An 18,712-nucleotide genomic window follows, 5' to 3' on the forward strand; every position below is an offset into this window, starting at 1 on the left:
CGCCGCCCCGGGATCGGAGTCTGTCATGCCCGTCATCGATACCTACCACGCCCTTCTCGCGACCGACGAGGATCCGGGATACCGCTGGAACGCGACGCTGCCCGCGGGGACGCCGGTGATCGTGACCTACCGGTTCCTGGACGGTGCGGACCTGCCCCCACTCGACCGGACCTATTACGACGGCACGGGGGTCACCGCGTTCAACGCGAAGGAACGTCGTGCCTTCCGGCTGGCGGCCGAGGAATACGAGCGCGAGGCCGGCATCCGCTTCGTGGAGGTCGACGGCCCGGCGATGATCGACGCCTACAGCGTCGCCGGGATCGGCGCGCGCAACGAGTCCTATGCGGGCTACGCGAACTACCCCTACGTGACGGACCGAATTACCTCGGGCGGCGATCTGGTGATCAACATCCCCAATTCCGACCAGTGGGCGCCGGGCGGCACCGGTTTCGCCGTCCTGCTGCACGAACTCGGCCATGCGGTCGGGCTGAAGCACACCCACGAAGGCCGGGACACGCTATCCCCCCATCTCGACAACCACGACAACACGGTGATGAGCTACCATTGGGGCAGCGCCGAGACGCCCGAAACGCTGCTGCCCCTCGACCGGCAGGCGCTGCGCCATCTCTATGGTCGGCCCGAGGACACCGACGACTGGACGTTCCGCTACAAGAGCGATGACGGGTTCCTCAAGATCAGGGGCGGCCGCGACGACGACGCGATCCTCGTTCCCGGCGGCGAAGTCCGCGCCTGGGGCGGACGCGGAGCCGACACGATGTACGGGCGCGAGAATGCGGACCGCCTCAACGGCGGGGCCGGCGGGGACACATTGCGGGGCTATGCGGACGACGACCGTCTTTCCGGGCAGCGGGGCAACGACGACCTCTTCGGCGGCAATGGCGCGGACCTGCTCAAGGGCGGCGGCGGCCGCGACAAGCTCTCGGGCGGACGTGGAAACGATGAGCTCGCCGGCGGCGGCGGGCAGGACCGCCTGTCCGGCGCGGAAGGGCGCGACGCGTTGCGCGGCGGCGGGGGCGACGACAACCTGCGCGGCGGCGGCGGGCGCGACCGCCTCGAGGGCGGGGCCGGGTCCGACAGGCTTGACGGCGGCGCGGGCAACGACGTGCTGCGCGGGGGCGGCGGGCGGGACCGTTTCGTCTTCCGCGAAGGCCACGACCGGATTGCCGGTTGGCAGGACGGCGAGACGATCGCGATCGACCGCGCCGCGCTCGGCATGGGCGGCCTGCGTCGGGCCGACCTGGACGAAATGGCCGAAATCCGCGGGGAGCGCATCGTGTTCGACTTCGACGATTCCGACAGCCTGACGATCGATTTCCATCGCCGAACCGATCCGGTCCTTGGCCATGTGCTCGACGATGTCGTATTCGTCTAAGTCATGCGCCTCGATCCCGACCGATTCCTCGCCGACCTGAAGACGCTCCGCGGCATCGGCGCCGCGGGTCCGGGCGTGGTGCGCCGGGCCTTCGATCCGGCCGACGTGACCGCCCGGCAATGGCTCGCCCGACGCTTCGCGGAAGCCGGCCTCGACGCGCGGATCGACGCGGCCGGCAACGTCTGGGGTCTCGGCGGTCCGCTTCTGCTGGGCAGCCATACCGACACGCAGCCGGAGGGCGGCTGGCTCGACGGGGCGCTCGGCGTGATCGCCGCGCTGGAGGTGGCGCGGGGCAATCCCGGCGTTTCGGTCGTGAGCTTCCAGGACGAGGAAGGCCGGTTCGGCGCGACCACCGGCTCGGAGATCTGGTCCGGCGCGCTCACGCCCGAGGCCGCCGACGCGCTCGCGGACCTGGACAGGCTCACCTTCGGGGCGGCGCGCCGGGCCCTGCCCGCGACCGGCGCGGCCCCCGATCCCGCCCGCTTCCGCGCCTATCTCGAACACCATATCGAGCAGGGGCCGGTTCTCGACGCCGCGGGCGAGGTCGCGGGCGTCGTCACCGCCATCGTCGGCCTGCGTCAGATCGAGGCGGTGCTATGCGGGCGGCAGAACCATGCGGGCACGACGCCGATGCGTCTGCGCGCCGATGCGTTCCGCGGGCTGTCGGAGGCCGATCGCGCCCTGCGCGAGGCGCTCGCCCCCCTCGTCACCTCCGCCTCGGTCTGGACCATCGGCCACGTCGCGCTGCACCCGAACGCGCCCTCCGCCGTGCCGGGTCGGGCGCGGTTCACGTTGCAGTGGCGCGATGCGGAGGCGGACCGGCTCGACCGGATGGAACACGCGATCCGGACGACGCTGACGCGGGTCGCCGCGGAGGCGGGCCTCGGCCTCGAGCTTTCGGCGACCTCGGCCCTGCCCCCGGTGGCGATGGATCCGACCCTGCGCGCGGCGCTTCGGGACGCCGCGGAGGCGCAGGCGCCGGGCCGCTGGCGGGAGATGCCGTCGGGCGCGCTTCACGACGCGACCAACGTGTCGCGCCTGATGCCGGTGGGGATGCTGTTCTCCCCCTCGATCGGCGGGATCAGCCACGATTTCGCCGAGGACACGGCGGAGGCCGACCTCGTGACGGGCCTGTCGATCCTCGCCGACGCTGTGGCTCGCCTGACCTGACCGTCGCGGCCGGGCCGAGGCGATCGGGGGCCGGGGCTGCCCTTTCCAGACCACGCTCCCCCGTCGACGTCCGCGCCGCCCGCCTTAGCTATGGCGCGAACCCGGAGGCGAGAATCCATGCGACGCGCGATCATCCCGGCCCTCGCGGCCCTTCTCGCCGCCACCCCCGCCGGGGCCGCGCCGGTGGACGAATGGCGCGACCTTCACGGCCGCTGCGTCGAGGCCGTGCGGCGTGGCACCGCGCTCGACACCGAAGGGCTGGAGGAGCGCCCCCCGACCTTGATCGCCGACGTCGTGCCCGAACCGCCCTTCGGCGTGCGCCTCGAATACGATGTCCTGCGCACCTCGCAGCGGCTCGCCCCGCGCGGCATCTGGGCGCGTCGGGACGGGCGGTTCGAGATGCAGCTTCTCGACTATCCCACCCGCGCCGGCAGCCGCTCGATCTGCGAGGTCTCGGTCGCGCGCGGCGCCCCGCCGCTGACGAGGGCCGAGGCGGCCCCGATCCTCGACGCGTTCCGCGACCTGCGCCGCGAGGCGGTCGCCGAGGGCCGCGCGACGGTGGAGGATGACGGCCACGACCGGCTCCGTACGGAACCCGCCGATCCCAACCCCCGAGGCTGCCCGGTGATCGTCAGCGTGACCTTCACGCCCGGGGAGGATTTCTTCCGCTCCTCCGCGGCCGAAGGGCCAGGCGCGCCCGATTGCGGCGGCGTGTCGCTCTCGGGCTCGGGCGGGCTCAATCCGGCCCAAGTTCTGAACGGCGCGGAATGACGCGCGGTCCGGCGCCGGGCCGGAACATCGACGGGCCGGCCCCGTTGGTGTCTCCGAACCACAAGGAGATCCGGCATGAGCGACCATCACGACTGGCTGAAGCGGACGCTGGCCGACATCCTGGGTGAGGATGCGGGCCTGCCCGATTACATGATCCAGCGGCTCGGCAATTTTCGGCCCGAGGATCTGGAGGAGTTGCGGATCGACGAGCGCCGCGCCGTGTTCGACGCGATGAAACGGGCCGCTCACGAATCACGCGACGCGCGCGGCGCGACCAAGTCCGAGGACGGGGCGGCGCATCCGCCCTATGTCGACGGCGATATCGACTGGGGCCTGCGTGCCGCGAAATCCGCGCTCGAGGCCGTGCCCGCGGGCAAGCGCTCGGAAAAGGCGGAGGATCTGCTTTCGGCCTGCACCTGCCCGGCGGCGGCCGGGCCGAACCCGGGGATCGACGGCGGCAGTTCCGCCCGGCGCGAGCCGGAGCCGGCCCTCGACCGCGCCTCGGCCGAGAGCTCCGAACGGCCTTTGCCCTACTGAGGGGGGCGCTCATGAGCCGATCCGACATCGTGGAGGCCCTGATCAGGCATCAGGGCACGCTCTATTCCGAGGAGATGGGGGCGAACATCGGGCGTGATACGCCGCAGGAGCTGTTCCACTGGCTCGTCGGCTCGATCATGCTCTCGGCGCGGATCGACGCCTCGCACGCGGTCAGCTCCGCCAGGGCCTTGCGCGAGGCCGGGCTGCACAAGATCGACGCCATCCTCGACGCCCCGGAGAAGCGTCTGATCGAGGTGCTGACCGAGGGCGGTTATACCCGCTACCGCGAGGTGACGACGGGCTATCTGAAGGACACCGCCGCCTGGGCGAAGGAGCGATGCGACGGCGACCTGCGCGGCCTGCGCGACGAGGCGGACGGGGCCGACGCGATCCTCAACGCGCTTCAGGGCGCGAAGGGGCTCGGCCCGACGGGTGCCGAGATCTTCGCCCGCGAGGCGCAGCTGGTCTGGGACGCGTTCCACCCGCGCGCGGACGGCCCGGCGCTCGACGCGGCGAAGGAGCGGGACCTGCCGCAGGACGCGGGTGCGCTTGCCGACCTCGCCGGCGCGCGGGAGCGGTTCGTACGGCTTCTGGCGGCGCTGACCCGGGCCGCGATCGACGGACCCCGCGATGCCGTGACCGCCGCGACGTGAGGGCCTTCGTCGGCCTATCCGTGCCCGAGCCGTGGGTCACGCCGCTGATGCGCGTCTCGGCGGCCCTGCCCGGTGGCCGGGCGGTGGAGGCCGACGATCTGCACGTCACGCTGGCCTTCCTCGACGACCAGCCGGAGGCGCGGCTCGAGGCCCTGCATGAAGCGCTCGAGATCCGTTCCCTGCCCGCGCCGGTGCTGCGGCCCGCCGGGCTCGCCGTGCTTGGCACGAAGCCGCGCGCCGTCGTCCTCGACCTCGCGTCCGACCCGGCGCTGACGCAGTTGCGCGAGGCGGTGCGCGGCGCGGCGCGTGGGGCCGGGATCGAGCTTTCGCGCGAACGCTTCCGTCCGCACGTGACGCTCCTGCGCTACGGCGCCACCCGCCCGGCCGACCCAATTCGCCTGCCCCGCGCGCTTGCCGGGATCGGCATGCCCGAGGTGGCGCCCACCCCCGTCCGGCTGGCGACACTCTGGTCCTCGACGCTCATGCCCGACGGGCCGCTCTACGAACCGCTCGCGACCTATCCGCTCGGGGGGTAGCCTGCGAAACGAGCGCCACCTTTTTCCATCCCCGTCCCGTTCCCAGTTCAGGTTCCGCATGATCCGTTCCATCGCCCTGTCGATCGCCCGCCGCGCCGAACGCCTGCTCGAACGGATCGGCGCCCGGTCCGACGCCGACGCCGTGCTGGACGCCTATTGCGGCTATGCCACCCCCGACGCGTTGATCCTTCGGGGCCGCGTGCTGAGCCATCTGCGGGCGACGAAGCCCGATCCGACGCAATCGCGATGGGACAACCTGCGGCATATGGCGTCGCTGTTCCTGACCGACGAGGTGGCGAACGTTCCCGTGCAGGGCGGCGGCGCCCGGGCAATCAGTGACGCGGAGGGCTACGTCGCGCTCTCCGTCGATCCGCGGGCGGCCGATTTCGCGGCCGGATCGGCGTGGGCCGGCGTTCCGGTGCGGATCGAGGGGCGGCCCGAGACCGAGGTCGCCTTTCCCGTGCGCCTGCCGACCCCGCGCGCGCGCCACATCGTCGTCTCCGACATCGACGACACAATGATCGAGACCGGCGCGCACAACCTGGCGCGGAACCTCTGGACGACCTTCACCGGCTCCCCCTTCACGCGTATGGTGCATCGCGACGCCGTTCGCCTGATGCGGCGGTTGACGGCGGATGGGCGCAATCCGGTGTTCTACGTCTCCTCCTCGCCGTGGAACCTGCACCGCTTCCTCGACGCCCTCTTCGCGCGGAACGACGTGCCGCGGGGGCCGATGTTCCTGCGCGACCTGGGGCTGACCGCCGAGGGGATCGGCGCAAGTCACGGCAGCCACAAGGGCGCGGCCATCGACGCGATCCTTGCCGCGAACCCGGACCTTCCTGCCTTTCTCATGGGCGATACCGGCCAGCGGGACGCCGTCATCTACCGCGACGCGATCCGCCGCCATCCGGGCCGCATCGCCGGCGTCGCGCTGCGGGAGCCCGTGCCCGGCGCGGGTGCCAATGACGCAGCGGCCATCGCCGCCATCGAAGCCGCGGGCGTGCCGTGCTGGCACGGGCCGGATTTCGACGGCGCGCTGGCGCATTGGGCCTTCGACGAGGAGGCGACATGAGCGGCCAATCGGACGACGTCGTCCCCTGAGCGGTTCTTGTCGGCGGCACAGATCGACGGGCGCAGTGTTCTCCGCCGCTGACCTGCCGGCTTCTGCGATCGGAACCGGTGCGAGCGCGGCAGGGGTGGAGCGAAGGGCTGGCCCCTCGCGCTTTCCGGAGTATTACGGCCAAGAAAAAAGGGATCAGGCGCGCAGCGTGCCGCCCGAGGCCTTTTCGACCTTGTCCACGATCTTCTGCGCGACCGCCTCGATCTCCTTGTCGGTCAGCGTCCGGTCGCGCGGCTGCATTCGCACGGTCAGCGCCAGCGACTTCCGCCCCTCGCCCAGCGCGCCGCCGGCGAACTCGTCGAAGACCCGCACGTCCGTGATGAGCGCCTTGTCCGCGCCCTGCGCCGCCTGCGCCAGCGTCTGCGCCTCGACCTCGGCATCCACGACGAACGCGAAGTCGCGGTCGACCGCTTGCAGATCCGACAGCGGCAGAGCGCCGCGCGACGCGCCCGCGGTCTTCGGGAACGGCACCTCGGCGGGCCAGATCGTGAAACCTACCGCGGGGCCCTTCACGTCCAGCGCCCGCAACACCTTGGGGTGGATTTCCCCGAACGCGGCCAACGCCTTCTTCGGGCCGAGCCCGATGCGGCCCGACCGGCCGGGATGCCACCACGCCTCGGCACCCCGCAGGACCTTCGCCGAAGCCGGCGCGCCGATCGCGGCGAGGATCGCCTCGGCATCCGCCCGCGCGTCGAAGACGTCGACCGGGCGGCGGTCGCCATGGACCGAGCGCGGCCCGGTCTGGCCGACAAGAAGCCCCGAGATCGCGAAATGCTGCTCCCCCGGCTCGCCGCCCGAGAAGGCGTGCCCCGCTTCGAAGAGCGCCAGATCGGCGAAGCCCCGCGCCTGATTGCGCGCCGCGGCCTGAAGCAGCCCCGGCAGGAGCGCGGGCCGCATGTGGCTCATGTCCGCGGAGATCGGGTTCTCCAGGCGCGTGGCGTCCGTCCCGCCGCCGAAGAGCCGGGCGGCGTCGCGGTCGATGAAGGTGTAGGTTACGCATTCGTCGTAGCCCAACGCGGCGGCGGTGCGGCGAGCCATTCGCTCGCGCCTTTGCGTGCGCGTGAGGACGGGGCGCAGCACCTGCGCGGCACGGGCCATCGGGCGACCCTCGAGCTTCGTCAGCGACGCGATCCGCGCCACTTCCTCCACCAGATCGGCCTCGCCCTGCACGTCGGGCCGCCAGGACGGCATCCAGGCTTCGTCCCCCTCGAGCCGGAAGCCCAGCGCCTCGAGCGTCGCGCGCTGCGTTTCCGCCGGGATCGCCATGCCGACCAGTCTCTCGACCCGGTCGGTGTCGAGCCGGTAGCTGCGCGCCGTGTCGGGCACGGCGCCCGCGACCACCGCCTCCGACGCCTCGCCCCCGGCGACGGACAGGATCATCGCCGTGGCGTGGTCGAGCCCGTCCGGCGTGAAGGCCGGGTCGACGCCCCGTTCGAAGCGGTAGCGCGCGTCGGAATGAATTTTCAAAGATCGACCGGTCAGCGCGATCTGCACCGGATCCCAGCAGGCGCTCTCGACCAGGACGTTCACCGTTTCCGGCGTGACGCCCGAGGCCTCGCCGCCCATGATGCCGGCGATGCTTTCCACGCCCGCCGCATCGGAGATGGCGATCGCGCCGGCGGGAAGCGTGTAGGTCCGCTCGTCCAGCGCCTCGATCGTCTCGCCGCCCAGGGCGCGATGGATGCGCAGATCGCCCCGGACCTTGTCGGCGTCGAAGACGTGGAGCGGGCGATTCAGGTCGTAGGTGAACCAGTTCGTCACGTCGACGAGGAAGCTGATCGGACGCAGACCGATGGCACGGATCTGATCCTGCAGCCAGTCGGGCGACGGCCCGTTCCGCACCCCCCGGATGAGGCGCAGCGCGAAGACGGGGCACCCGTTGGCCGTGTCCTCGTCGATGGTGACGCCGACCGGGCAGGCGAAGGCGCCCGCGACGGCCGGCGTTTCCAGCGGCTTCAGCGTGCCGAGACCCCGCGCCGCGAGATCGCGGGCGACGCCGCGCACGCCGAGCGCGTCGGGCCGGTTCGGCGTGATCGCGATCTCGATCACCGGATCCACCTTGGCCGGGTCGTTTCTGGCCAGCCAGTCGGTGAACCGCTCGCCCACCTCGCCCGACGGCAGCTCGATGATACCCTCATGCTCGTCGGACAGCCCCAGCTCGCGTTCGGAGGCCATCATCCCGAAGCTCTCGATCCCGCGGATCTTTCCGATGCCGATGGTCGAGTCGATGCCGGGTACGTAGACGCCGGGCTTAGCCAAGACGACGGTGATCCCCTCGCGGGCATTGGACGCGCCGCAGATGATCTGCTTGCGGCCCTCGTCCGTGTCCACCTGACAGACCTTCAGGCGGTCCGCATCGGGATGTTTCGCCGCGCTCGCCACATGGCCGATGACGAAATCGTGCAGCTTCGCCGCGCGGTCCTCGACGCCTTCGACCTCGAGCCCGAGATCGGTCAACGCGTCGGTGATCTGATCCAGCGTCGCGTCCGTGTCGAGATGGCGCTTGAGCCAGGAAAGGGTGAACTTCATGTCGCAGACCTCGGCAGATTTCGCGTCCGCCTAGCCCATCGGCGGGACGGATTGAAGTGCCCGGTCAGGCGAGGCGGAACCCGATGCGCCGCGCCGCGACCGGATGGCCGACGAGCGTGTCGTCCACCGGCCCCTCATCCACCCCGCCATGGCGAAGATAGAAGCGATGCGCCCGGTCGTTCTCTGCCAGCACCGTCAGATAGGCCCGGTCGAAGCCCGCTTCGCGCAGCGCGACCTTGATCGCCGCCAGGAGTTCCGTTCCCGTGCCGCCGCCCCGCAGGTCGGGCCGGACATGGAGGTTGTCGATGAGCGGCGGATCGCGGTCGGTGAGCGCGCAGGCGAAGCCCGTCAGCTCCCTGTCGGTGTAGTCGACGAGGACGAGCTCGGGCGGCGCGAAGCTGCGGGCCGCCCATTTCGCGTTCATGTCGGCAGGCAGGCCCTCCGTTAGATACCTGGCGGGCAACACATTGCCGTAGCTCGACTGCCAGGAGGCGAGGTGCAGGTCGCGGATGGCCGCACGGTCGTCGGGGGTCGCCGGGCGGATCATGCCGGTCCCACCGCGTCGCCCCGGGCGACACGCCCGGGCGTCACGACCTGCGCGCACCAGCCGCCGTGATGGCGGACCGCCGAATAGCCGCCCCGTCCCAGCGTCTCCTCCATGCGCGAACAGGGCGCGCAGGGACCGGTGAGGCGCAGCACCGCGCCGCCCACGCGCACCTCCCGCCCCTTCAGCGCGGCAAGGTTGATGCCCGAGACCACGAGGTTGCGGCGCAGCGCCTTCGGCGTAACCGCGCCGTCGCAGAGCGCGGCGATCACCGGCAGGTGCTCCGCCTGCAGAAGCGTCACCGCACGCTTGCCCGGGGCGGCGTGGTCGCCGTCGAGCCCGTCGGGGCCGAGCTCCGCCCCGGCGACCGCGACCATCTCCATCCGCCGGGCGGGACGCAGCCCGATCCAGTCCAGCCGGCCGTCCCGTGTCACCGTCGCCATCAGCTCGCGCAGCGCGCTCACCGCGTGAAGGTGTCCGCCAGGAGAGCCGCGAGCTCCCGCGCGTCGTCGGCGTCGAAGGCGTCGGGCCGGTCGCTGTCGATGTCGAGGACCGCGATGGTCGCGCCCGATGCGTCGAAAACCGGCAGCACGATCTCCGACCGGGTGGAGGCGGCGCAGGCGATATGGCCCGGGAACGCCTCCACGTCGGGGACGAGCTGCACCTCCCCGGTCCGCGCCGCTGCCCCGCAGACACCGCGCTCGAACGGAATGACGAGGCAGCCGTGACCGCCCTGATACGGTCCGATCTTCAGCAGACCCGGCGCCACCACGCGGTAAAAGCCCGTCCAATCGAAGCGGTCGTCGGAATGATGAAGCTCACAGGCGAGCGTCGCCATCAACGCGACCGCGTCGTCCTCCCCCTCCGTCAGGGACGCGCAGACCCGGCGCAGCGCCGCGTAGTCGACCCGCGCCGCGGCACCCCGTTCCCCTTCGTCCATCCGGTCCTGCATCCCGACCCCGTTCACCCTTCCGTAAGCTGTGGCGGCTAGCGTGCCATCCCAACGCGCCGCAAACCACCCGTCGCGATCTCTACGAGGTGTTTCGATGGACATCGACAGCGAACTTCGCGGAAACGTCCGGTTGCTGACCCTGCGCGAGGCGCGGATCGACGCCGCAGGTTCGATGGCGTTCAAGGAAAAGGTCCGGACCCTGATCGAGGATCACGAGGGCCCCGTCGTCATCGACATGGACCGCGTCGAGTTCCTCGATTCGAGCGGGCTGGGCGCGCTGGTCGCGGTGATGAAGATGCTGGGGCGCAACCGGTCGCTGGAACTCGCCTGCTGCGGTCCGGTCGTCGGCAAGGTGCTCACCCTGACGCGGATGGACCGCATCTTCGTGCTGCACAACGACGTGGAGGCGGCCGTTTCCGCCCGCGACGCCGCCTGATGTCCAGGGCCGCGGCGGAGCCGGCGGCGGACGAGCTGATCCGCGCCCGGTTTCCGGCCACAGACCTCGCCGTTCGCGAACAGATCGCCCGCGTCCGCGTCTGCCTTTGCCGCACCCGGGCGAGCGTCGCGCTGCAGGAGAACGTCGCCATTCTGCTGGGCGAGATCCTCAACAACATCGTCGAGCATTCGCTGGCCGGCCGACACGACGCCCGGATCGCGCTCGCCGTCTCGCGGGATGCGGACGGCATTTGCGTCGAGACGCAGGATGTCGGCGAGCCGCTTCCGCCACAGCTCCTGACCTCCGCCCGACTGCCCGAAACGGCCGTCGATGTCGTGAACATGCCGGAAGGCGGGTTCGGATGGTTCATCATCCATGCGCTGGCCGACGAAATGGTCTATGTCCGCGACGAGGGTACGAACCGATTGAGTTTCCGGCTGTCCGAACCCGCGCCCTGAGCATCGTCGCGCGCGAGGGTCATTGGCTTCCGCCGTCGCCCGTCCTAGCCTCGCCGTTCCGAACGAGAGGTGACCATGCGCGATTTCCACATCCCCGGGCGTTCGCCCGTCTACGCCACCGAAGGCATGTGCGCGACCTCGCACCCGCTGGCCGCGAAGATCGCGGTCGACACGCTGGCCCGGGGCGGCAACGCGGTGGACGCCGCGATCGCGGGCGCGGTCCTGCTGGGCCTTTGCGAACCGCAGATGACGGGGCTCGGCGGGGATTGCTTCGTGCTCCTGAAATCCGCCGGGGCCGAGGACGTGGTGGCGCTGAACGGCTCGGGCCGGGCACCGGCCGGCGCCTCCGCCGCGGCGCTGCGCGAGGCGGGCCATGCGACGATCCCGCTGCGCTCGGTCCATTCGGTGACGCTGCCCGGGGCGGTGGACGCGTTCTGCACCCTGTCGGAGCGCTACGGCGCGCTCGGCATCGGCGACACGCTCGGCCCCGTGATCCCCTATTTCGAGCGCGGCGTGCCCGTCGCTCCGCGCGTCGCCTTCGACTGGGCGGCTTCCTTCGACGCGCTTCAGGGCGGCGCGCGGTCAACCTATGCGGTGGACGGCACGGCGCCCGGGGCGGGGACGCGCTTCGCCCTGCCGGGACAGGCCGAAGTGCTGCGCCGGATTGCGGCGGAGGGGCGTGACGGGTTCTATGCCGGCGAGGTGGCCGAAGACATGGTCGCCGCGCTGCAGGCGGCGGGCGGGACCTGCACCGCGGAGGAATTCGCCGGCGTCGCCAGCGACTGGGTCGAACCGATCTCGGGAAGCTATCGCGGCCTCGACCTGATCGAGCATCCGCCCAACGGTCAGGGGGCGACGGCGATCCTGATGGCCAACATCCTCGCCAATTTCGACGTGGCCGCGATGGATCCGTTCGGTGCCGAACGCGCGCATCTGGAGGCGGAGGCCGCGAAGCTCGCCTACGACGCGCGCAACCGCTTCATCGCCGACCCCGACCATACCGCGCGGCTCGACGCGATGCTGAGCCTCGACATGGCGGCCCGGCTCGCCGGGCTGATCGACCCGCTGCGCGCCATGCCCTCGGCGGCGGCGCTGACGGAGGCGGTCCACAAGGACACGATCTACATCACCGTGATCGACCGCGACCGGATGGCGGTGTCGCTCATCTATTCGATCTTCCACGCCTTCGGCTCGGGGATCGCCTCCGACAAGTTCGGTCTGCTGCTGCACAACCGCGGTGCCGGCTTCACGCTGGCCGAGGGGCATCCGAACGAACTGGCCCCGGGCAAGCGGCCGATGCACACCATCATTCCGGGCATGCTTCGCGAGAACGGTCAGGTCACGACGCCGTTCGGCGTGATGGGCGGCGCCTACCAATCGGCCGGTCATGCCCGCTTCGTATCGAACCTGCGCGACTTCGGCATGGACCCGCAGACCGCCATCGACGCGCCCCGTGCCTTCTCGGATGCCGGCGTGATGAAGGTGGAACGAGGTTATTCCGACGCCGTCCGGGCGGAACTGGCCGAGATGGGCCACGACGTTCGCGTCCCCGATGAGCCGATCGGCGGCGCGCAGGCGATCCGCATCGACGCGAGCGGATACCTCGAAGGGGCGAGCGATCCGCGGAAGGACGGCTGCGCGCTCGGTTATTGAGGCCCTCCGGCGGCCGGAAGGAGTTCCGGCCGCCAATTCGGCGAGGACGCATCGGCTCGTCCACGTGAACCGCGAGACGGCTCGGGGGGCCGCCTCTTTCCAGAAAAGACCCGAACCCCACGAGCCGGGATCCGTGACGTCAGCCCGTCTGGGTTCAATGGCCCGCGGCGGCGCAGAACGCGGCGATGCGGGCCGGATCCTTCGCGCCCGGGGCCGCCTCGACGCCGGATGAGACGTCGACCTGACGGGCGCCGGTCAGGCGGATCGCCTCCCCGACATTGTCGGGCGTCAGGCCGCCGGCCAGCATCCAGGGCACCTGCCAGGTCCGATCGGCGATCAGGCGCCAGTCGAAACCGATCCCGTTCCCGCCCGGCAGCGCTGCCCCTTCGGGCGGCTTGGCATCGACGAGGATCTGGTCGGCAACGTCCGCGTAGGCGTCGAGCGCGGCCAGATCGGCCGCATCGCGCAAGCCGACCGCCTTCATCACCGGCAGGCCGCTCCGCGCCCGGATCTCAGCGACGCGGGCTGGACTCTCTCGGCCGTGCAGTTGGAGCATGTCGAGCGGGACGATGCGGAGAACCTCCTCGAGCAACGCGTCGTCGGGGTCCACGAGCAGCGCGACCTTGGCGAGTCCGACAGGTGCGGAAAGCGCGAGCGCACGGGCGGTCGCGGGATCGAGGTGCCGCGGGGAGGCCGAAAAGAACACGAGGCCCATATAGGCCGCCTTCGCCCTGGCCGCGGCGGCAACATCGTCAGGCGTCCGGAGGCCGCAGATCTTGACGCGGACGCCGCTTCCGGGGCGGCTCACGCGAAGCATGGCAAGTCCGGCACCGTCAGGACGGGTCGTTCAGAAGCGCCAGAACCTCATCCCGGTCGGATCGACGCGCCCGGCTGCGGGTTAGTTCGTCCTGTAGACGCTCGCGTTCGGTCCGTTCGGACCGGGCGGCGGCCCGGTGCTTGTGCTCGCGCATCCACTCCCAGACGAACCCGATCAGGAGGCCGACCGCCATCGCGAGGAAGATCACGACGAAAAGCGGGGCGGTGAACCCCTGTCCCGTGCCGAGATAGGCGCCGATATCCTCCGGCAGCAGGCGCAGGGTCACGGCGCCGCGATTCGCGAGCGCCAGAACGAGGAGGATCAGAGCGAGGATCCCGAGAAACAGGTAGCGCAGGAAATTCATGTCTTCGACTTATCCTCGCGGCCCGCGCCTGTCCAGCGGGGCGCGCATCAGGCGCGGCCGTTCAGGCGATCGCGCAGCAGCTTGCCCGCTTTGAAGAACGGCACATGCTTCTCCTCGACCTCGACCGCTTCGCCGGTACGGGGGTTCCGCCCCATCCGGGCGTCGCGCTGCTTCACGGAAAAGGCGCCGAACCCCCGAAGCTCGACGCGGTTGCCCTCCGAAAGGGCATCCACGATCTCCTCGAAGATGGTGTTCACGATCTTCTCGACGTCGCGCTGGTAGAGATGCGGATTGGCGTCCGCGATTTTCTGGATCAGCTCAGATCGTATCATCTGTATTCCTTGCGAAAGCTCCCGGTCCGTTCGACCGGCTCGCAGATACCCCGATCCCGCACGCGGGATCGCCCCAAAGAAGGTAAACACACACAAGCCCGTGATCGCTAGCCCGAAAGTGCAACTTTACCGCATGTTGCGCGAGGGAAGGGGTGAGATCCGCCTATTGCCCGGGCATCTGCGCGTCTTGGCATGCCGCAAAATGGCAATGGCACGGACCGGCTTCCGTGATCCCCGCCACGAAGAAATCGAAACGACCCTCCCCGACACGGCAGGAGCCCCGGCGTTCGACCGGGGCTCCACGATGCGTCCGAACCGGACGGTCGGGCTCAGTTGTCGCCCTTGAGGGCGGCGCTGAGGATATCGCCGAGCGAGGCGCCGGAATCGGAGGACCCGAACTGCTCCACGGCCTCCTTTTCCTCGGCGATCTCGCGGGCCTTGATGGACAGGCCCAGCCGGCGGTTCTTGGAGTCGACGTTGGTCACCCGGACATCGACCTTGTCGCCCACGCCGAAGCGCTCGGGACGCTGGTCGGCCCGGTCGCGTGCCAGATCGGAGCGACGGATGAAGGACTTCATCCCCTCGTACTCGACCTCGATGCCGCCGTCCTCGATCTTCGTGACCTCGACGGTGATGATCGAGCCGCGCTTCACGCCGCCGATCGCCTCCGCATACGGGTCGCCGCCCGCGGCCTTGATGGAGAGCGAGATGCGCTCCTTCTCGGTGTCGACCTCGGAGACGACCGCCTTGACGATGTCACCCTTGCGATAGTCGCCGATCACGTCCTCGCCGCGGCCTTCCCAGGTCAGGTCGGAGAGGTGCACCATGCCGTCGATGTCGCCCTCGAGGCCGATGAACAGACCGAACTCGGTAATGTTCTTGACCTCGCCCTCGACCGGGGTGCCCTCCGGATGGGTCTCCGCGAAGACCTCCCACGGATTGCGCATCGTCTGCTTGAGCCCGAGCGAGACACGCCGCTTGGCGGTGTCGATCTCGAGCACCATGACCTCGACCTCCTGGGAGGTGGAGACGATCTTGCCTGGATGGACGTTCTTCTTGGTCCAGGACATCTCGGAAACGTGGACCAGTCCCTCGACCCCCGGCTCCAGCTCCACGAAGGCGCCGTAATCGGTGATGTTGGTCACGCGGCCGGTATGGACCGAGTCGAGCGGGAACTTCGCGACCACGGTGTCCCACGGATCTTCCTGCAGCTGCTTCATGCCGAGGCTGATGCGGTGGGTCTCCTTGTTGATCTTGATGACCTGCACCTTCACGGTCTCGCCGATCGACAGGATCTCGCGGGGGTCGTTGACCCGGCGCCAGGCCATGTCGGTGACGTGCAGCAGGCCGTCCACACCGCCGAGATCGACGAAGGCGCCGTATTCGGTGATGTTCTTGACGACGCCGTCCACGTTCTGGCCTTCGGCAAGGTTGCCGATAACCTCGGCACGCTGCTCGGCGCGGCTCTCCTCGAGGATCGCGCGGCGCGAAACGACGATGTTGCCGCGACGGCGGTCCATCTTGAGGATCTGGAACGGCTGCTTGAGGCCCATGAGGGGACCGGCATCGCGCACGGGGCGCACGTCGACCTGGGAGCCGGGCAGGAACGCCACGGCGCCGCCGAGATCGACGGTGAAGCCGCCCTTGACGCGGCCGAAGATGGCGCCCTCGACGCGCTCTTCCTTGCCGTAGGCTTCCTCCAGACGGTCCCATGCGGCTTCGCGCCGGGCCATCTCGTGGCTGATCACGGCCTCGCCGCGGGCGTTCTCGACGTTGCGGAGGTAGACTTCCACCTCGTCGCCGACCTCGATCTCGGGCGCCTCGCCAGGCTGTGCGAATTCCTTGAGATCGACGCGGCCTTCCATCTTGTAGCCGACGTCGATGATGGCCTGCCCCGCCTCGATGGCGATGACCTTGCCCTTGACCACCGAACCCTCGTTCGGCGTGTCGATTTCGAGGCTTTCGTTCAAGAGGGCCTCGAACTCCTCCATGGATGTGTTTTGCGCCATATGGCCGGTCTATTCCTTACGCTTCATGGTTGCTGGCCGCGCGGTTGTCTCCGCCGGTCTGGGAAATTGGTCGGAAAGCGCGACGGGTCCGGCCGCTGCCGGAATGACATCGCACTGTCGGGTGACGCGCGGCTGTTATGACAAAAGCGCCCGAGGCGCAAGCGCCGGGGGAACCCGAGCCGTGACGGCAAGTGGCCGCTCGCTGACGCGACAGCAGTCGGCCCGACCCTGCCGGACGCAGCAGGGGCGCGGCCTTCATGCAAAGTGGCGGTCGTTCGGAGCGCTGCAGCCTGCTTCTCTGGACGGCCGTCGGCTTCTTACGGACGCGCCGCGGGATCCATCCGCGGCATCCAGTCCTCTTGGACCGGCGCGATCCTCGCCTCGCTCTCGACCGGAATCTTTCCGGAAGCCGGGTGCCGGATCCCAACCTCGTCGGGATCGCGGTCACCGCGAGCCTCGCAGTCGCGCGCGCGGGAACAGTTCGGCCGACGCCTCAGGTAAGATAGCCGGCGAGGAAACTGTCGACGGCGGACCGGGTCCGGTTCGCGGACCGCTCGACATAGCCCATCCCTTCGCCGTCACCGGGATTGGCCGGATCGGTGAAGGCGTGGCCGGTCTGACCGAAGCAAAGCGCGTGCCAATCCGGCGAGTTCGCCTCCAGTTCCCTGGTCATCGCCTCGAAGTCGGCCGGTTTCGCCAGCGGGTCGTTCCAGCCGTGGCACAGAAGCACGGGCGGCATCGACCGCGTCTCGAAGGGGGGCCTGTCGTAGATCCCATGCATCGAGACCGCCGCGTCGAGCGCGCCCGACCGCGCGAGGTCGAGAACCGCCTTGCCGCCGAAGCAGAACCCCATCGCGCCGACCTTGCCGCCCCGGTCCCGCACCTCGTCGAGCGCGGCCTTCGTGCGCAGGAGAAGGGTCTCGCGGTCGTCGTTCAGCTCGCCCATCGCCGCGCTGGCCTCGTCGGCATCGGCGGTCGTCCAGCCGTCGCCGTAATAGTCGACGCCGAGCACCTCGTAGCCCAGCCCTGCGAAACGGTCGCACTGCGCCATCTCGAACTTCCGCAGCCCCATGAAGGCCGGAACGACCAGAAGAGCCGCGCCGTTGGGCGTTTCCGGCCAGGCGCGGTAGCCCAGCATCCGCCGGTCCCCGGCCGCGTAGTCGTGGCGTTCACCCATTCTCGTCTCCCTCGAGCAGTTCGGGCTCCAGCGCCGCGATCTCCGCGACAGCCGCGCCGGCGATGCCCTTCACGTCGCCGTACATCCCCATCATCGCCGCCATGGCCTTGTCCAGCGACTTCTCGCGGATCGCCCATTGCGCGGTCATCTGCTTCTTCTCCTTCAGGAGGGCGGACTGCATCGCCTCGAACGGCTCGACCACGGCCTCCATCCGGGCGCGGAATTCCGGCCCCGTGAGGTAGTCGTAGAGCATCTCCGTCTTGGTGGCCTGTCCTTCCCGCGCGCCCCGCGTCTCGGCCACGCGCAGCAGGCCCTCACGGAGGACATGCGCGAGCGGCACCGCGTAGCGGGGCGCGGCGATCCAGACGCCGTCGAGCATGGCGAAGCTCGCGATCCCGTCGGGGCGGGCCTGCGAGGTCAGAACGGCGACATCCGCGCCCGCCGCGCGCATGTCCTCCCGCAGCTTCGGCAGCCAGTCGCGCGAGAAGTTCGCGGTGCGCTTCGACTCCCACAGGATCGCGCCCGCCTCCCCCGCGACGCTTCGGACGCGCTGAACGCAATCGGCGCCGCGCGCGCCCTTGCCGACCGGGGCGATCTCGTCGGACGGAAAAGCCGCGCCGAGCTGTTCCTCGAGCAAAACCTCCGCGGCCTCGCCCTGCAATTGCTGGCTGCCCTGTTCCATCTTCTTCTGCAGCGTCTCGATCTGGCGGCGCAGCACGTCCATCTGCTGGTCCTTCTCCACCAGTTTCAGGCGCGCGGCATCCTCGACGGTGCGGAGCCGTTCGGTGGCGAGTGCCTCGGCCTCGGCGGCGAGCTTTACGCGGGCGGCTTCCGTCGCGGCGGCAACCTGTTTCCGGATGGTGAGGTCCATCTCGCGCTCGCGGTCGGCGAGTGCCGCCTCGCGCTCCATCGCCGCGGCCTGCGCCTTCTGCGCCTCGACGAGCTTGGCCTCGCGCTGCGCCTCGCGTGCCCGGATCCGGGCAAGCTCGGCCTCGCGCGCCGCCTCGGCCTCGCGCAGCTCCGCCAGCTTGCCGGCCTGCTCCGCCACGGCGCGTTCCACGGCCTTCGCCTCGATGAACCGTTTCTGCTCGGCGAGCGCGGCGGCCTGCCGCTCGGCGGCTTCCTTGCGGGTCGCCTCCAGCAGCGGGCCGGCGAGCGACTCGGTGAGCGGGATCTCGGAGGAACAACTCGGGCATAGAATCTTGGGATCGGTCATGGCGACTTGCTGCCCCAGCGTCGCAGCGGGAGCAAGCGAAGGAGG

General features: G+C 70.2%; 20 protein-coding genes. 10 read left to right on the plus strand and 10 right to left on the minus strand.

Annotated elements, in window-relative coordinates; all coding sequences use genetic code 11:
• Window positions 1-25: 25 nt before the first annotated feature.
• The 7 genes from Q1B08_RS02840 to Q1B08_RS02870 all read left to right on the plus strand — a co-directional run bounded on the left by Q1B08_RS02840 (window position 26) and on the right by Q1B08_RS02870 (window position 6,132).
• On the plus strand, window positions 26-1,393 hold the full coding sequence (locus Q1B08_RS02840) for a type I secretion protein (protein WP_299814342.1): 1,368 nt from the start codon (window positions 26-28) through the stop codon (window positions 1,391-1,393).
• Window positions 1,394-1,396: 3 nt separating this feature from the next.
• Window positions 1,397-2,563 (plus strand): hydantoinase/carbamoylase family amidase, encoded by a 1,167-nt coding sequence (locus Q1B08_RS02845; protein ID WP_299814345.1) that lies wholly within the window; start codon window positions 1,397-1,399, stop codon window positions 2,561-2,563.
• 117 nt (window positions 2,564-2,680) lie between these two features.
• Window positions 2,681-3,334 (plus strand): hypothetical protein, encoded by a 654-nt coding sequence (locus Q1B08_RS02850; protein ID WP_299814348.1) that lies wholly within the window; start codon window positions 2,681-2,683, stop codon window positions 3,332-3,334.
• A gap of 75 nt (window positions 3,335-3,409) precedes the next feature.
• Window positions 3,410-3,871, plus strand: a complete 462-nt coding sequence (locus Q1B08_RS02855) for a hypothetical protein (RefSeq protein WP_299814351.1) — start codon at window positions 3,410-3,412, stop codon at window positions 3,869-3,871.
• Between the two features lie 11 nt (window positions 3,872-3,882).
• Window positions 3,883-4,524, plus strand: coding sequence for a hypothetical protein (locus Q1B08_RS02860; RefSeq protein WP_299814354.1), 642 nt, complete (start codon window positions 3,883-3,885; stop codon window positions 4,522-4,524).
• Window positions 4,521-5,060, plus strand: a complete 540-nt coding sequence (gene thpR, locus Q1B08_RS02865) for an RNA 2',3'-cyclic phosphodiesterase (protein WP_299814357.1) — start codon at window positions 4,521-4,523, stop codon at window positions 5,058-5,060. Before Q1B08_RS02860 ends, thpR begins: the two co-directional genes overlap by 4 nt.
• A 58-nt stretch (window positions 5,061-5,118) precedes the next feature.
• Entirely contained in the window at window positions 5,119-6,132 is a 1,014-nt protein-coding gene (locus Q1B08_RS02870) for a phosphatase domain-containing protein (protein WP_299814360.1), read from the plus strand.
• Between the two features lie 183 nt (window positions 6,133-6,315).
• On the opposite strand, the gene pheT is transcribed toward Q1B08_RS02870, so the two are convergent.
• The 4 genes from pheT to Q1B08_RS02890 form a co-directional block, all read right to left on the minus strand.
• Window positions 6,316-8,709: a phenylalanine--tRNA ligase subunit beta gene (pheT, locus tag Q1B08_RS02875; RefSeq protein ID WP_299814363.1), complete on the minus strand. Its 2,394-nt coding sequence runs from the start codon at window positions 8,707-8,709 to the stop codon at window positions 6,316-6,318.
• A 64-nt stretch (window positions 8,710-8,773) separates the two neighbouring features.
• Complete coding sequence (locus Q1B08_RS02880; RefSeq protein ID WP_299814366.1) at window positions 8,774-9,256, minus strand: GNAT family N-acetyltransferase; 483 nt, start codon at window positions 9,254-9,256, stop codon at window positions 8,774-8,776.
• Window positions 9,253-9,696, minus strand: a complete 444-nt coding sequence (locus Q1B08_RS02885) for an MOSC domain-containing protein (RefSeq protein WP_299814909.1) — start codon at window positions 9,694-9,696, stop codon at window positions 9,253-9,255. The genes Q1B08_RS02880 and Q1B08_RS02885 overlap by 4 nt, the downstream gene beginning before the upstream one ends.
• A 17-nt stretch (window positions 9,697-9,713) precedes the next feature.
• Complete coding sequence (locus tag Q1B08_RS02890) at window positions 9,714-10,193, minus strand: GAF domain-containing protein (RefSeq protein ID WP_299814369.1); 480 nt, start codon at window positions 10,191-10,193, stop codon at window positions 9,714-9,716.
• Between the two features lie 106 nt (window positions 10,194-10,299).
• Between Q1B08_RS02890 and Q1B08_RS02895 the strand changes: the two genes are divergently transcribed.
• From Q1B08_RS02895 to Q1B08_RS02905, 3 genes are all read left to right on the plus strand, one after another.
• Entirely contained in the window at window positions 10,300-10,641 is a 342-nt protein-coding gene (locus tag Q1B08_RS02895) for an STAS domain-containing protein (RefSeq protein ID WP_299814372.1), read from the plus strand.
• On the plus strand, window positions 10,641-11,099 hold the full coding sequence (locus tag Q1B08_RS02900; RefSeq protein ID WP_299814375.1) for an ATP-binding protein: 459 nt from the start codon (window positions 10,641-10,643) through the stop codon (window positions 11,097-11,099). Before Q1B08_RS02895 ends, Q1B08_RS02900 begins: the two co-directional genes overlap by 1 nt.
• Window positions 11,100-11,174: 75 nt before the next feature.
• Window positions 11,175-12,752, plus strand: coding sequence for a gamma-glutamyltransferase family protein (locus tag Q1B08_RS02905; RefSeq protein ID WP_299814378.1), 1,578 nt, complete (start codon window positions 11,175-11,177; stop codon window positions 12,750-12,752).
• Between the two features lie 154 nt (window positions 12,753-12,906).
• On the opposite strand, the gene Q1B08_RS02910 is transcribed toward Q1B08_RS02905, so the two are convergent.
• The 6 genes from Q1B08_RS02910 to Q1B08_RS02935 all read right to left on the minus strand — a co-directional run bounded on the left by Q1B08_RS02910 (window position 12,907) and on the right by Q1B08_RS02935 (window position 18,667).
• Window positions 12,907-13,569: a phosphoribosylanthranilate isomerase gene (locus Q1B08_RS02910; protein ID WP_299814381.1), complete on the minus strand. Its 663-nt coding sequence runs from the start codon at window positions 13,567-13,569 to the stop codon at window positions 12,907-12,909.
• A 16-nt stretch (window positions 13,570-13,585) separates the two neighbouring features.
• Window positions 13,586-13,933, minus strand: coding sequence for a LapA family protein (locus Q1B08_RS02915; protein WP_299814384.1), 348 nt, complete (start codon window positions 13,931-13,933; stop codon window positions 13,586-13,588).
• Window positions 13,934-13,980: 47 nt separating this feature from the next.
• Window positions 13,981-14,265, minus strand: coding sequence for an integration host factor subunit beta (gene ihfB, locus Q1B08_RS02920; RefSeq protein ID WP_299814387.1), 285 nt, complete (start codon window positions 14,263-14,265; stop codon window positions 13,981-13,983).
• 329 nt (window positions 14,266-14,594) lie between these two features.
• Entirely contained in the window at window positions 14,595-16,274 is a 1,680-nt protein-coding gene (rpsA, locus tag Q1B08_RS02925; RefSeq protein WP_299814390.1) for a 30S ribosomal protein S1, read from the minus strand.
• A 493-nt stretch (window positions 16,275-16,767) separates the two neighbouring features.
• Window positions 16,768-17,451 carry a dienelactone hydrolase family protein gene (locus tag Q1B08_RS02930; protein ID WP_299814393.1) on the minus strand — a complete coding sequence of 228 codons (684 nt, stop codon included), beginning with the start codon at window positions 17,449-17,451 and terminating at the stop codon, window positions 16,768-16,770.
• On the minus strand, window positions 17,444-18,667 hold the full coding sequence (locus Q1B08_RS02935) for a DUF2130 domain-containing protein (protein WP_299814396.1): 1,224 nt from the start codon (window positions 18,665-18,667) through the stop codon (window positions 17,444-17,446). Before Q1B08_RS02935 ends, Q1B08_RS02930 begins: the two co-directional genes overlap by 8 nt.
• Window positions 18,668-18,712: the final 45 nt, after the last annotated feature.

Origin of the sequence: uncultured Jannaschia sp. (genome assembly GCF_947494025.1) — a bacterium.
Lineage (GTDB): Bacteria > Pseudomonadota > Alphaproteobacteria > Rhodobacterales > Rhodobacteraceae > Jannaschia.

Bases quoted from the DNA above. Each gene is read 5' to 3' on its own strand.
- Q1B08_RS02880 (WP_299814366.1), bottom strand. From the start codon at position 9,256: ATGATCCGCCCGGCGACCCCCGACGACCGTGCGGCCATCCGCGACCTG.
- Q1B08_RS02930 (WP_299814393.1), bottom strand. From the start codon at position 17,451: ATGGGTGAACGCCACGACTACGCGGCCGGGGACCGGCGGATGCTGGGC.
- Q1B08_RS02870 (WP_299814360.1), top strand. From the start codon at position 5,119: ATGATCCGTTCCATCGCCCTGTCGATCGCCCGCCGCGCCGAACGCCTG.
- Q1B08_RS02910 (WP_299814381.1), bottom strand. From the start codon at position 13,569: ATGCTTCGCGTGAGCCGCCCCGGAAGCGGCGTCCGCGTCAAGATCTGC.
- Q1B08_RS02895 (WP_299814372.1), top strand. From the start codon at position 10,300: ATGGACATCGACAGCGAACTTCGCGGAAACGTCCGGTTGCTGACCCTG.
- Q1B08_RS02855 (WP_299814351.1), top strand. From the start codon at position 3,410: ATGAGCGACCATCACGACTGGCTGAAGCGGACGCTGGCCGACATCCTG.
- Q1B08_RS02905 (WP_299814378.1), top strand. From the start codon at position 11,175: ATGCGCGATTTCCACATCCCCGGGCGTTCGCCCGTCTACGCCACCGAA.
- Q1B08_RS02900 (WP_299814375.1), top strand. From the start codon at position 10,641: ATGTCCAGGGCCGCGGCGGAGCCGGCGGCGGACGAGCTGATCCGCGCC.
- Q1B08_RS02890 (WP_299814369.1), bottom strand. From the start codon at position 10,193: ATGGACGAAGGGGAACGGGGTGCCGCGGCGCGGGTCGACTACGCGGCG.
- ihfB (WP_299814387.1), bottom strand. From the start codon at position 14,265: ATGATACGATCTGAGCTGATCCAGAAAATCGCGGACGCCAATCCGCAT.
- Q1B08_RS02860 (WP_299814354.1), top strand. From the start codon at position 3,883: ATGAGCCGATCCGACATCGTGGAGGCCCTGATCAGGCATCAGGGCACG.
- Q1B08_RS02850 (WP_299814348.1), top strand. From the start codon at position 2,681: ATGCGACGCGCGATCATCCCGGCCCTCGCGGCCCTTCTCGCCGCCACC.
- Q1B08_RS02935 (WP_299814396.1), bottom strand. From the start codon at position 18,667: ATGACCGATCCCAAGATTCTATGCCCGAGTTGTTCCTCCGAGATCCCG.
- Q1B08_RS02845 (WP_299814345.1), top strand. From the start codon at position 1,397: ATGCGCCTCGATCCCGACCGATTCCTCGCCGACCTGAAGACGCTCCGC.
- pheT (WP_299814363.1), bottom strand. From the start codon at position 8,709: ATGAAGTTCACCCTTTCCTGGCTCAAGCGCCATCTCGACACGGACGCG.
- Q1B08_RS02840 (WP_299814342.1), top strand. From the start codon at position 26: ATGCCCGTCATCGATACCTACCACGCCCTTCTCGCGACCGACGAGGAT.
- Q1B08_RS02885 (WP_299814909.1), bottom strand. From the start codon at position 9,696: ATGGCGACGGTGACACGGGACGGCCGGCTGGACTGGATCGGGCTGCGT.
- rpsA (WP_299814390.1), bottom strand. From the start codon at position 16,274: ATGGCGCAAAACACATCCATGGAGGAGTTCGAGGCCCTCTTGAACGAA.
- Q1B08_RS02915 (WP_299814384.1), bottom strand. From the start codon at position 13,933: ATGAATTTCCTGCGCTACCTGTTTCTCGGGATCCTCGCTCTGATCCTC.